General features: G+C 70.5%; 10 protein-coding genes. 3 read left to right on the top strand and 7 right to left on the bottom strand.

Features of this window, described 5'->3' with window-relative positions:
* Positions 1–18: 18 nt before the first annotated feature.
* Together rpsF and F0L68_RS25705 are read right to left on the bottom strand one after the other, a co-directional pair.
* Entirely contained in the window at positions 19–315 is a 297-nt protein-coding gene (gene rpsF / locus F0L68_RS25710) for a 30S ribosomal protein S6 (RefSeq protein WP_149852427.1), read from the bottom strand.
* A 108-nt stretch (positions 316–423) separates the two neighbouring features.
* The gene (locus F0L68_RS25705; RefSeq protein ID WP_149852377.1) at positions 424–1,452 is read right to left on the bottom strand and encodes a hypothetical protein; all 1,029 of its coding nucleotides are present in this window, start codon (positions 1,450–1,452) and stop codon (positions 424–426) included.
* A gap of 145 nt (positions 1,453–1,597) precedes the next feature.
* On the opposite strand from F0L68_RS25705, the gene F0L68_RS25700 reads away from it, so the two are divergent.
* The 3 genes from F0L68_RS25700 (at position 1,598) to F0L68_RS25690 (ending at position 5,257) form a co-directional block, all read left to right on the top strand.
* Positions 1,598–2,368 carry a deoxyribonuclease IV gene (locus tag F0L68_RS25700; protein WP_149852376.1) on the top strand — a complete coding sequence of 257 codons (771 nt, stop codon included), beginning with the start codon at positions 1,598–1,600 and terminating at the stop codon, positions 2,366–2,368.
* 23 nt (positions 2,369–2,391) lie between these two features.
* Positions 2,392–3,852 (top strand): glycosyltransferase family 87 protein, encoded by a 1,461-nt coding sequence (locus F0L68_RS25695; RefSeq protein ID WP_149852375.1) that lies wholly within the window; start codon positions 2,392–2,394, stop codon positions 3,850–3,852.
* Positions 3,853–3,997: 145 nt separating this feature from the next.
* Complete coding sequence (locus tag F0L68_RS25690) at positions 3,998–5,257, top strand: SGNH/GDSL hydrolase family protein (protein WP_149852374.1); 1,260 nt, start codon at positions 3,998–4,000, stop codon at positions 5,255–5,257.
* A 25-nt stretch (positions 5,258–5,282) separates the two neighbouring features.
* Here the strand turns inward: F0L68_RS25690 and F0L68_RS25685 are convergent, their stop codons facing one another.
* From F0L68_RS25685 to F0L68_RS42660, 5 genes are all read right to left on the bottom strand, one after another.
* Positions 5,283–6,875, bottom strand: a complete 1,593-nt coding sequence (locus tag F0L68_RS25685) for a glycosyltransferase family 87 protein (protein WP_438672319.1) — start codon at positions 6,873–6,875, stop codon at positions 5,283–5,285.
* A gap of 53 nt (positions 6,876–6,928) precedes the next feature.
* Positions 6,929–7,231, bottom strand: coding sequence for a hypothetical protein (locus F0L68_RS25680; RefSeq protein WP_149852373.1), 303 nt, complete (start codon positions 7,229–7,231; stop codon positions 6,929–6,931).
* Positions 7,232–7,481: 250 nt separating this feature from the next.
* Entirely contained in the window at positions 7,482–8,540 is a 1,059-nt protein-coding gene (locus F0L68_RS25675) for a S8 family serine peptidase (protein WP_188316829.1), read from the bottom strand.
* 68 nt (positions 8,541–8,608) lie between these two features.
* Complete coding sequence (locus tag F0L68_RS25670) at positions 8,609–8,866, bottom strand: hypothetical protein (RefSeq protein WP_149852371.1); 258 nt, start codon at positions 8,864–8,866, stop codon at positions 8,609–8,611.
* Between the two features lie 12 nt (positions 8,867–8,878).
* Positions 8,879–12,426 (bottom strand): golvesin C-terminal-like domain-containing protein (locus F0L68_RS42660; protein ID WP_188316828.1); only part of this gene is annotated, 3,548 nt, incomplete at its 5' end.

Here is a 12,426-nt window from a genome sequence, read left to right as displayed (position 1 = left end):
TGGGAGCCCTCCCGGTCTCTAGGCCCGGGAGCCTTCGCGCCGCATGACCTTGGTCCGCAGCACCGACTCGTTCAGGGACAGCTGGCGGTCCAGCTCCTTCACCGCGTCGGCCTCCGAGGTCAGGTCGAGCACCGCGTAGATACCCTCGGTGTTCTTCTTGATCTCGAACGAAAGCCGGCGCTTGCCCCAGACTTCGACCTTCTCCACGTTGCCACCCGTCGTGCGGATGACGTTGAGGAACGTGTCGAGCGACGGCGCAACGGTGCGCTCATCGAGACTGGGGTCGAGGATGACCATAACTTCGTAATGACGCATGTAGACCACTCACCTCCTGTGGACTCGCGGCCACGGACGTTCCGTGGCAGGAGGGTCGTCGCGTCAGCAACCCCACGAGAGTACCGGACGCCCCCGGCACCCCTTGACTCAGGCGGCCGCGCGGCGTAGCACCCAGGTCCGCACGGTGGCGGCCGTCACACCGGAGAGCACGAGGACCGCGAGCAGCACGGGGAAGGCGACCCGGCCGCCTGCCGGACCCGCCGGCAGCGCCTGGGCCTGGCCAGCGGTCTGCACGCCGTCGGACGGGGTCGACTCCGTGCCGGCCGCGCCGAACTGCGGCGAGTAGCCGGGCACCTGGCCGCCGTAGCGCACCCCGGGTGACGGGGCGAACAGGCCGGGCGAGGCGAAGGGCAGCGAGCCGTAGCTGAACAGCGGCACCCTGCCGAAGTTGGCGCCGAACGCGCCCGTCGGGTCGAACAGCTGCGTGTCGCCGGTGACGAAGCCGCCGAGCGGGTCGCCGATGCCCTGGGGGGCCACCGCGCCAGGCTGGGTCTGCTGGCCGGTCTGGCCGGGCTGCTGCGGCTGCTGGGTGCCCGGCTGCTGGCCCGGCTTGGTCGCGCCGGGCTGCTGCGGGGTCAGGCCGGGGATCCTAGGGAGGTTCGCGGTCGCCTGCTGCGAGGCGTCCGCGATGGACTTCGCGCCGTCCTGCACCGGGGCGGCGACCTGGTTCACGCCCTGCACGGCCACGCCGCAGCCGGCCGTGAGCGCCTGCTGGACGCCGCCGACCACGACGCCGAGGACCGGGCCGAGCAGCGGGATCTGGTTCAGGGCGGCGACCACCTGGTTCGCGATCGTCCCGCCGGTGATGTAGCCGTTGCCGGTCGGAATCGCGCCGATCGGGATGGCCGGCAGCGCCGCGAAGGCCTGCCGGAACGGCTCGGCCAGCGGCGGCCCGAGCAGCGGAACCGCCCTGACCAGGTTGACGATCGGGTCGACGACGGCGGCCGGGCTCAGCGACACCGGTTGGCCCGGTGCGCCCTGGATCGAGGTGGCGCAGCTGCCGATCACGATCGGCTCGGCCGCGGCCGCTGTGCCTGCCCCGGCCAGCAGCGCCGAGCCGCCGACCGCGAGAAGCACGGTGGCAAGGGCCACCAACCTGTGCAAACGCGCCCGCATCGCGCCCCTCCGGCCTACCCGTCAGTAATCTCTATACGGGTGAAACGACGGTACGCGCCGATGGTGACGCCTGTCATGCCGTCGATCTGAGAATCTTCCACGGCGGATCCTGGCCGGTCTGCTAGGCCGACTACCCTGCATGGTCATGCGCATCGGGGCCCATGTCCGGGACGACGACCCACTCGGCGCGGCCGAGGAACGCGGCGCCGAGGTCGTTCAGTTCTTCCTGTCCGATCCCCAGGGTTGGAAGGCGCCAAAGCCGCACCCGCAGACCGAGGGGCTGCTGGCGTCCGACCTGACGGTCTTCGTGCACTCCCCCTACGTCATCAACGTCGCCTCGCTGAACAACCGCATCCGCATACCGTCCCGCAAGTCGGTGCTCCAGCAGGCCGAGGCCGCCGCGACGGTCGGCGCCAAGGGCCTGATCGTGCACGGCGGGCACGTCACCAAGGGCGAGGACCCGGCAGAGGGCGTGGCGAACTGGCGGAAGCTGTTCGAGCGGCAGGCCGAGGCCGGCGGGTTCGCGACGCCGATCCTGATCGAGAACACCGCGGGCGGCGACAACGCCATGGCCCGCGGCTTCGACATGCTGGCCAGGCTGTGGGACGCCGTCGGCGAGTTCGGCGCGGGCTTCTGCCTCGACACCTGCCACGCGTTCGCGGCGGGCGAGGACCTCGTCGGCATCGTGGAGCGGGTCAAGGCCATCACCGGGCGGATCGACCTGGTGCACCTGAACGACTCGCGGGACGAGTTCGGCTCGGCCCGCGACCGGCACGCCAACATCGGCGCCGGCACCATCGACCCCGAGCAGCTGATCGCGGTGTGCGCGACCGCGGGCGCCCCGGTCGTGGTGGAGACGCCGGCCGAGGGCCAGGCCGCCGACATCGCGCTGCTCCGCGAGGGCATCGGCCGATGAGCGGAGCGCGGTCCGGTCGGCCGATGGCGGAGGAGACGAGGACTGTGGTGCCCGAAGAGGCCAGCTCGCTGGTGCGGCGAGCGGGCCGGCCGGGCGCCGCGCTCCGCTTCGGCCGCGCCGCGCTCGCCGTGGTCGTGCTGCTCTGCGGCCTGACGTTGGTGCTCGGCTTCGCCAACAAGGACCGCTGCACCGGGCCGTCGTTCGACCAGTGGGGCCGCAGCCAGCCCGACTACGAGAAGCGCAACAAGGGCGAGGTCTGCTACTCCGACATCCAGCACCTGTGGATCGGCCGCGACATCGACCGGCACGTGTTCCCCTACGTCGACGGCGGCATCAACAGCCAGGGCGTGCTGATCGGCGGCAGCGTCGAGTACCCGGTGCTGACCGGCCTGGTGATCTGGGCCGGCGCGATCTTCGCGCACAACGACGCCGACTTCCTGCTGTGGTCCGCGCTGCTGATGGCCCCGTTCGGGCTGCTCACCGGGTGGCTGCTCGGCAAGCTCGGGCGCTGGCGCGCGCTGATCTGGGCGATCGGGCCGCCGCTGGTGCTCTACGCCTTCCACAACTGGGACCTGCCGGTGGTGGCGTGCGCGGTGGCCGCCGTGTACGTGCTGCACCGGGGCTGGGGGCGGGCTGGCGCGAACCGGCCGCTGGTCCGGCGGGCGGTGGTGTCCTCGGTGCTGCTCGGCCTCGGGTTCGCGTTCAAGCTCTATCCCGGCGCTTTCGTGCTGCCGCTGATGCTCTACGTGCTCACCGGCGGCCAGGGCGGTCGCGAACTGCCGGCCGGCAAGCGGTTCGACGTTCGCGGCGCGGTCAGGGTCGGGCTGGCCGCGGTCGTCACCGTGGTGCTGGTGAACCTGCCGTTCGCGCTGTTCGGCTACGACGGCTGGCGGGCGTCGTTCACCTTCCAGCAGTTGCGCAAGGTGGACATCACCACGAACTCGATCTGGTTCTGGGGCCTGCGGCCGTTCACCACGGAGGCCAACGAGGACACCATCCAGGCCGTCGTCAGCGTCGCCTCGCCGCTCGCGGTGCTCGCGTCGTTCGGGTTGGCCGCGTGGCTGGGCTGGCGGCGGTTCACGCGGGAGGGCAGCTACCCGTGGGTGGCGGTGTCCGCCGCGATGCTGTGCGGGTTCCTGTTGCTGCACAAGGTGCACTCCCCGCAGTACACGCTGTGGCTGGTGCCGATGTTCGTGCTGGTGCGGGTCAGGCTCACCTGGGTGTTCGCCTACTTCGTCGCGGATCTCGCGATGGGCATCGGCATCTTCCGCTGGTACTACGCGATCGAGTACGGCCAGCCAGCCGGGATCTACGACGGCTTCGCCGCGCAGGCCGTGATGATCGGCGTGTGGGGCAGGGCCGCGCTGCTGGTCGCGCTGTTCTTCGCGTTCCTGGCCGCGCGCTCCGTCGTCGACGACGAGCCCGCGCGACGGCGGCCGGCCCCCGCCGCGACCGGCCCCGCGCCGGTGGGCCTGCTGGACTGACCGCCCGGGTGGGCCGCTCGGCCCCCGGCGCCGGCCGTCCGCCTGCCGGCACCAGCCGTCCGGCCGCCGTCACCCGGTCGGCGGCTGCGCGTCCGCGCCGGACGCCGCATCGTGGGTGGTCCGCCGCCGGATGTGGAGTGCAGGCATGCACGGAACAGCGTGGCGGCCGTTGACGGCTGCCGGCGCGGTGCTGGCGTTGGTGTTCGGGGTGCTCGCGGCGACCGGAGCCGCGCGGGGCGGCGAGGCCGTCGGCACGGCCCGCCCCGACGCGGTTCCCGGTGGCTGGATCGGCACCTGGTCGGCGTCGCCGGCAGCGGCGGTCCCCGGCACGGACAACGGCTATCCCAACTTCTCGATCCGCAACGTGGTGCACACCAGCGTGGGCGGCTCCGCCGTGCGGGTGCGGCTGTCCAACGCCTTCGGCGCGTCGCCGCTGCCGCTCGGGCACGTGACGGTGGCCGTGGCCTCGGCGCCGACCAGCCCAACGGCCGTGCCGGGCACCATGCGCGCGCTGACCTTCGGCGGGCGGACGACGGTGACGGTCCCGGCGGGCGCCGAGGTGCTCAGCGACGGTGTCAACCTGACCGTCCCCGCCGACGCGGACCTGCTGGTGACGACGTTCTCGCCGACACCGTCCGGTCCGGTCACCTACCACCCCGCCGCGGCGCAGACGTCGTTCTTCACCCGCACCGGTGACCACTCGACGGAGGAGTCCGGCTCGGCCTACACCGAGCAGACCTACGTGTGGCACTACGTGGCCGAGGTGGACGTGCGGACCGCCCACCCGGTCGGCTCGGTGGTCGCGCTCGGCGACTCCATCACAGACGGGGTCGGCTCGGCCGCCAACGCGAACCACCGCTGGCCGAACTTCCTCAACGGCAGGCTGCTCGGCAGCGGCGACCAGCGTCAGCTCGGCGTGCTCAACGCGGGCATCAGCGGGAACCGGCTGCTGCTCGACGGCGGCACGGCGGGCCGCAGCGCGCTGGCCCGGCTGGACCGGGACGTGCTGACCGCGACCGGCGTGCACACGCTGGTCGTGTTGGAGGGCATCAACGACATCCAGCAGGACCCGCACCAGACCGACCCGACGCAGCTCATCTCGGCCTACCAGCAGCTCGTCGAGCAGGCGCACGCGCGCGGGGTGCGGGTGATCGGCGCGACGATGACGCCGTTCGAGGGCTGGCGGGTCTACTCGCCGACGCTGGAGGCGACCAGGACGGCCGCCAACGACTTCATCCGCAACAGCAAGGTGTTCGACGGTGTCGTCGACTTCGACGCGGCGATCAGGGACCCGCAGGATCCGCTGAAGATGCGGGCCGCCTACGACTCCGGCGACCACCTGCACCCCAACGACGCGGGCTACCAGGCGATGGCCGCCGCCGTCCCCCTGTGGTCCCTGTACTGACCGCTGTGCCCCGCCGGCCAGGCCACTAGCCGACCTGGCTCGGCTCCGGCTCGCGACGCCGCGCCCCGGCCGGCGTCGCGAGCCGCAGGCGCCGCTGATCCGGGGCGCCGTCGAGCACCCCGCCCGCCGGGTCGTCCATGCCGGCCTGCCGCACTGGGTCGTGCTCCGGGCGGAGGATGTCGCGGATGACCAGCGCGCACAGGCCGAGCACCGCGAGGTCGCGCAGCACGACCGCGCCGAGGAACCACTCGATCGGCAGGCCCTTGTTCTCCGTGCCCAGGTAGAAGAACATGCGCGGCACCCACACCAGCGCGTCGATCGTCATCCAGGCCAGCAGCAGTTTCCATCTCGGCATGGCCAGCACCGCCAACGGCACCAACCAGAGCGAGTACTGCGGGCTCCACACCTTGTTGGTCAGCAGGAACGCGGCGACCACGAGGAAACAGAGCTGCGCGAACCTCGGGCGGGTCCTGGCGGACAACGCGAGGACGGCGATGCCGAGGCAGCAGATCGCGAACACCGTCAGGCTGAAGCCGTTCAGGCCGTCCGGGGTCTGGTTGGGCAGCAGGTTCTGGTCGAAGCCGCGCCACCCGGTGAACTGGGCGATGACGTTGTACAGCGAGTCGGGGTCGGCGCCGCGTTCGGTGTTGAGCCGGAAGAACTCCTGCCAGCCCGGCCGGAAGTAGTAGAAGATCGGCGCGTTCACCGCGGCCCAGCTGAGCACTGCGGCCGCGGTCGTGCGCAGGCCCTCTCTCATCCGGCCCGATCGCCAGCACAGCAACAGCAACGGCCCGAGCAGGAACAGCGGATACAGCTTCGCCGCGCCACCGAGCCCGAGCAGCACGCCGGCGAGCACGGGTCGCCTGCGCGCCCACGCGAGCATGCCGGTGGCGGCGAAGGCGGTGGCCAGCGTGTCGAAGTTGGTGAACGCGTGCACGATCACCAGCGGCGACAGCGCGAGGATCGCCCCGTCCCAGACGCGCCTGCCGCTCAGCCGCGCCACCGCCCACGAGGTGATCAGCCAGGCGAGGGCGAGCCAGACCGCGGTGATGTCGAAGTAGACGATCACCGTCATCGCGCTCGGCAGCCAGCCCGCGCTGGCGACGGCGACCCACCCGTGCGCGAGCTTCGCGTTGAGCCACTGGAACATCCCGGTCACCACGGGGTACTCCATGTAGCGGATGTGCTCGGTCGGCGTGCCCTTGCCGTCGATCCAGTGGGTCTTGTACGGGAAGGTGTCCGGCTGGTCGAGGCGTTCGGCCGTGTACAGCGGGACCGTGTCGGAGTAGCACAGCGCGACGAACTGGCGGCTGCCCCGCCAGTCGAGCTGCACCTGCCCCTTCTCGTCGGTGTACTGCTGGATGCACGGCGACTTCTGGAGCCACGCGAGCGCGAGCACGACCAGGGTCAGCAGCAGCACCACCCGCAGCGGCGACCAGAACCAATGCCGGCCGACCAGGGCGTGCCGGCCGAGCGGGCCGCCGAAGGGTCGGCTGGCGCGCCTGGCCAGCGACTCGGTCCAGGTCGGCACGACCCGTTCGTCCGGGCCGAGCGAGTCGGCGTCGTCGGTCACCGACTGCGTCGGCGTGCCTGGCTGCGTCTGCGTGGGGCTGGACACCCGCCGGATGCTACGGGTCCCGATGTCATCCCGGGGTCAGCCACCGCGCGTGATCAGCAGGGAACGTCGGTGGATGAGGTGAGCCACCAGTCGGCCACCCAGCCGCTGACTCCGGTCTGGTTCACCACGATGTTGTTCATGGGCGGTTGGTCGCCCTGGCCCTGACCGATGGTGTAGCAGTAGACGGTGGCTGTCTGGCTCGTGTTGGCGTAGCCGTTGACCGCGCAGGCGGATTCGTTGGGGCAGGCGTAGATCGCCACGCCGTTCTGCACGAATCCGCTCTGGTTGCTGGCCGGGCTGAGGGTGACCTGGTAACTCCTCACCGGTGTCGCTGCGGTGGCGCTGGTCGCGCACATCAATACCACTGGAATTGCGGCCGCAGCAGCAAGACCGATACGGCCAAGTCGGTTCGTCAAGGGTGCCCACCTGCCTCTCTGGTAACTGTTCAATCGCTTCTCGTATTTGATTCAACCGGCAGTCGCAGTCGATGGCAAGAAGGCGTTGGCAGGTCAGGTCTCGCTGGCGGGACACGTGAGTCAGAGTTTTTGTGCACGTCGGTGGCCGTGTCTTGAATATCATCGAACGGCCCGCCAGAATTGTTGGCGCTTATTTCGCGGACTGCCGACGTAGGAACACGATCGTGCCGAGCGCCGCCGCGAGCGCGACGAGACCGCCGGCCACCCACGGCCACACCGGCCGACCCGTCGCCTCGACCGTGGTGGGCGAACGTTCCACCAGGGTGCCCAACGGGTTCCGGTCGACGGGCGGCACGTCGGCGGTGAGCGCGCCGACCGGGTCGACGACGCCGAAGCCGTACTGCTCGTCCCTGCCCCGGCCACCGGGACGCGCGGCGGTGCCGGTGAGGCGCGCCACCACGTTCGCGGCCGTCAGCTTCGGGAACCTGGCGCGGACCAGCGCCGCGACGCCGGACACCAGGGCCGCCGCCTCGCTGGTGCCGCGACTCGCGCGGGGGCTGTTCGCGGTCGTCAGGTCCACACCGGGCGCGGCCAGCGCGACCTCGGGACCCTGCACGCTGACCTCGGGCCGGAACGCGCCCGTCCGGTCGACCGCCGACACCGCGAGCACGCCGGGCCGGTCCGCCGGGCTGGTCACGCCCCGGTCGGTTCGGCTGTTCCCCGCCGCGGCCACCACGACCACGTCGTGCTCTTGGGCGTACCGCAGGCCGTCGTCGTAGTCGGCGGTGTGTGCGGTCCCGCTGCCGAGCGACAGGTTGACCACGGTCGCGCCGTGGTCAACGACCCATCTGATGGCGCTGTTCACGTCCGTGCCGCCGCCGTTGAGCTTGGCCGGCAGGATCTTTGCCTCGGGCGCTACCCCAAGCGTGCCGTCCGAGTCGTTGTGTCCCCGGCCGGCGATCAGCAGCGCCATCTCCGTCCCGTGGCCCTGCTCATCTCGAGGTCCGGCGCCCAGCTCGGGGAACTCCCGCCCCGGCAGCACCGCGTCCGTCAGGTCCGGAAGGTCCGCGTTCACGCCGGTGTCCACCAGACCGATCGTGACACCGGTGCCCTTCGAGAGCTGCCAGGCCCGCTCCAGCCCCAGTTGCCCAATCCAGAACTGGCCGTCGCGAACGGGATCGGCGCTGGCGGGAGCCACAGCGAAGGCCACAGAGACGGCAAGGACGCCCGCCGCCATGCGAGGAATCACCGCACCACCCTTGGAAAAATGCGGTGTGGGGCCGGCCTCGACCGGCCCCACACCTGGTGTCATACCCGTCAGCGTCGTACGGCTCGGGGGTCGCCCGCCGCCAGCAGCAGCCTGACCACAGCGATCAGCGCGCCTGGTGCCAGCGGCACCACCCAGAGCCACCACCGTCCAAGGGACGTCGGCAGCAGGATGGCCAGCAACACGGACGCCACAATGTGCGCGGCCATCAGCCAGGCGCGGCCCCTCGGCTGGCGCCACGGCAGGCACGCCAGCAGCGCCCACACCACCATCACCGAGGCGACCAGCACAAGCGCGAGTCCAGTCACCCTGACTCCTGACTATCCGCTGTAATTCGGATCTGGTGCGAGATTATCGGCGTTGGCGCAGAAGTGACCCGTGCCTGGGTCGGTGTCGGAGGCCGACGCCACCGGCAGATCCCACGGATTTCCCGTCCTTCCGCTTCCTGCGCTGCAATTACCGTACGGCGTGTCGGTGAGGAGCGCACCGGTGCTGCTGAAGTTCCGGAAGTCGCCGGTGAGCACCGGTTGGCTGCTGCCGGATGCGGTTCCGTCGAGATTGACTGCCTGGTTGTTGTGGTACAGATACTGACTCGGCATCCAGGACGAACGCAGCACCGGTTGGTCGGCGACCCGCTGGATGGATCCGTCCGCGCACGCCTTGAAGTTCAGCTCCTGCCAGATGGGTGGCGCGACCTTGAACAGGCTGCCGGTGACACCGGGCACGCCGTCGTTGAAGAACATTGAACGGATGTCGGCGGCGAGCGCCGCGATCGGCTTGGCGACCCGAGGATCGTTGCCCAGCTGGTCGGCCCAGTCCTTCATCGCGCCGACCGGGCCGGACTGGCTGAGCATCGGCCGGTAGCCGATGGATCCGCCCGCGTTGACCCGCGCGGCCAAGCACACCGCGTTGTCGGTGGACTGCGCGCCGGACGAGTCGACCAGTGCAGGCGCCATCCCCGACGAGACATAGGCACGCCCGGGGAAGAAGCCACCGTTGGTGTAGGGGTCGACGAAGGTCCACTCGCCGTCGTGATGATTGAGGTCAGGCATCCGGTACCGCAGGTCCGGACGCGAGATGCCGTAGTCGTCCTGCACCGCCTGGAACAGGTCCAGCATGAACCTCGGCAGATGGGTGTTGGCGGTCCTGTGGGCATACTTCGCGGACTCGCTGCCCGAGATGATCTTGCCGTTGTCTCCGGTGACGAACGACATCGTCGCCCGGAGACGGATCTTGTAGCCCGCGTCGTCGTCGAAGGACGCAGGACGCAGGGCGCTGGTCGGCCGATCCTGGTAGGAGTTGCCGAAGCCGATCCAGCGGGCGATCGAGTTGCCCTGCGGATGGTTGGTCGGGTCGGTGCCGGCGTCCCGAACCTGGCTCAGCCAAGCGCTGATCGCCTGCTTACTGTGCGGCTGAAGGCAGTCGCCGACCACTTCCGGCTGGCAGTCCACCAGGCCGACGATCTTTCCCGCGGTGCCGGTGGCCCAGTCGTACAGCGCCTGCCGGTTGGCGAGCGGCCCCGCCAGCCACGACTCCGGCGCCGCCGTGTCGATGTTCTGGTTCTCGTCGAACAACGCGTCCGCCTCGACGGACTCCTCGTGGTACTGCCCGTTCACGGGGACGAAGGCCATGGCGTCGAACGCGAGGTCCTGGCTGCCGTCGCCGTTCGCCGTCACCGTGGACACGCTGACCTCCGGCACGTTGTTGAACATGAACGTGCCGAGCGGAACCCACCTGTTGCCGTCGCCCGGCTGGCGGACGACCACGGTCCGGTCGCCGGTCGCGGTCCTGACCAGGTAGGTCGCGCCGTTGGTCTGCGCCCCGTGGTCGGGCAGCGCCACCATGATCTTCATCGGGCCGTTGCGCGCCTGGTTCAACCGCCAGGTCCCAGTGATCCGCAGTTTGCCGCCGTTGTCGCCGGCGGTCCTGGTGTGTCCGAACCAGAAGTGCGCGCCATAGCCGCCGCCGATCTGGTGCAGGTCGATCTTGGACGCCTCCAGTCCCGTGCTGTCCTTGGCGAAGTCGAACGAGAAGCTGCCGGAGTTGACCGGTCGCGCGCAGTTCGGGTTGCTCACCGGTGCCACGGAGTCGTCGACGTCGTCGACGACCAGCGCGCCGGCCGGGAGGCCGTCGACGCCGCAGCGCGGCGGGTAGCTGGTGCCGTCGACCGGTTCGTCCTGGAAGTCGGGGTAGTCGTAGCGGATGAACTCGTTGCCGCACGAGTACGAGCAGTCGGTCTTCCACGTCACCGAGTCGTGCCACCAGCACTTCAGGTCGAAGTACTGGCCGTTGCGGTGCGCGCACGGACCGGACGGCTCGCCCCGGACGTCGCCCTTGCCGGTGCCGTCACCGGGGTAGTCCGGGGTGTGCAGCGTGCCCCACTCACAGTTGTTCTTGGCGCTGTCGCAGAACTTGTTGATGGGCGGACGCACGTTCGCCTTGTTCTGGGCCGCGGTGCCGGGGCCGCCGGGGCCAGGCAGGGTGCCGTTCCAGTTGGCCGCACGGAAGAACACCACCGACTGGCCGGGACCCTCGAAGCCGCTCGGCGGATTCGCCGCGAAGCCCATCACCTTCTCCGGGTAGGGCCAGCGCTGTGGGTGGGCGAAGTCCGTCGGGTCGGCGCCGAACGGCTGACGGTTCGGGTCGTAGTTGGGGTTGGCGGGGTTGTTGCCCCAGCCGAGCCCGTACGCGCCGGCTGCGTCCGGCTCGCCCTGCTGGTGGTAGCCGGAGTTGTAGGCCCAGGCGGCGAAGAACCAGTTCTCGATCTTCGACGGATCGTTGTCGTTCACCGTCATGTGCGCGTCCTGCAACTGGTTCCACTTGGTCTGCAACAGGCGCAGGCCGGCGGCGACGTTGGCGGCGTAGTCGGTGGCGATCGCCACCTGCTGGTCGCGCGGCAGCGGCTGGTCGTTCGGCTTGTCGGGCCGGGGTTTGCCGGGCAACCGCATGCCGTCGGTCAGTTGGGAGACGCCGTAGCCGCAGTCCGCCTTGTCCCAGTGGATGTCCCAGTCGTCGGCCTCGGTGTTGTTGTAGATGTCGACGCCGTAGTAGTTGCCGACCAACGGGTTCCCGGTCTGGCCCGGCAGCACGAACCTGGCCGCCTCCCAGAGGTTGGACTCCTGGCCGAGGATGCCGAGCAGCACCTGCGCGGGCACCTGGCCGTTGCTGGTGTTGGTCAACGCGATCGGCGGGAACATCCCCTGCGGGGTGTAGGAGGCCAGGCCGTTGCTCTTCCAGTTGGCCGGCCTGGTGATCGACAGGTGTCCCTTGACCGCCATGTCGGCGGCCCACTCGACCTGCTTCGGTTTCGGTTGGTACACCTGGTAGTTGGGGTCGTTGCGGGGCACCGCGCACACGCGGTCCGCGTCGACGGGAGCGGAGCGGGGCGTCAGTGTCGCTGCCGGGTCGACGGTGAAGCCCAACTCCCGGCCGGTCCTGGTGCTCCTGGCCCGCACGTGCACGGGTCGAGGAGCGCGAGGATCGGGCGGTCCGGCAGCCTCGACCCTGGACACCACCGCCTCGCCGCGTGTCGACACGGTGCTGTCCGCGCTCGCGTCCAGTCTGGCTACCGTGGCTGGCAACTGGTGGAGCGTGTCGGTCCGGCCCGTGATGAACACCTTCCCGCCCGTCGAGGTGGTCAGGCCGAGCTGGCCCGGTGGTCCGGTGGCGAGAGTGGTGGCGGGCTGGCCTGCGGCAGCCACCCGTTGGACCCGGCTGGCGCCGCCGTCGCGGTCGACGAACACCACGCCGCCGTCGGCGTCGGGCCGCACCTGGGACGGCACGCCCCCGGTCTCGGCGAGCCGGGTGTGCGTGCCGTTGCCGTCGACCCGCACCAAGCCGACGGCGTCGGCCGCGACGAAGCCGCCCC

The organism is Solihabitans fulvus, from assembly GCF_008386585.1.
GTDB classification, from domain to species: Bacteria; Actinomycetota; Actinomycetes; order Mycobacteriales; family Pseudonocardiaceae; genus Solihabitans; species Solihabitans fulvus.
Note: the sequence above shows the minus strand (reverse complement) of the source record. Positions and strands in the feature narration are given on the sequence as shown.

Bases quoted from the DNA above. Each gene is read 5' to 3' on its own strand.
- F0L68_RS25690 (WP_149852374.1), top strand. From the start codon at position 3,998: ATGCACGGAACAGCGTGGCGGCCGTTGACGGCTGCCGGCGCGGTGCTG.
- F0L68_RS25695 (WP_149852375.1), top strand. From the start codon at position 2,392: ATGGCGGAGGAGACGAGGACTGTGGTGCCCGAAGAGGCCAGCTCGCTG.
- rpsF (WP_149852427.1), bottom strand. From the start codon at position 315: ATGCGTCATTACGAAGTTATGGTCATCCTCGACCCCAGTCTCGATGAG.
- F0L68_RS25680 (WP_149852373.1), bottom strand. From the start codon at position 7,231: ATGTGCGCGACCAGCGCCACCGCAGCGACACCGGTGAGGAGTTACCAG.
- F0L68_RS25705 (WP_149852377.1), bottom strand. From the start codon at position 1,452: ATGCGGGCGCGTTTGCACAGGTTGGTGGCCCTTGCCACCGTGCTTCTC.
- F0L68_RS25700 (WP_149852376.1), top strand. From the start codon at position 1,598: ATGCGCATCGGGGCCCATGTCCGGGACGACGACCCACTCGGCGCGGCC.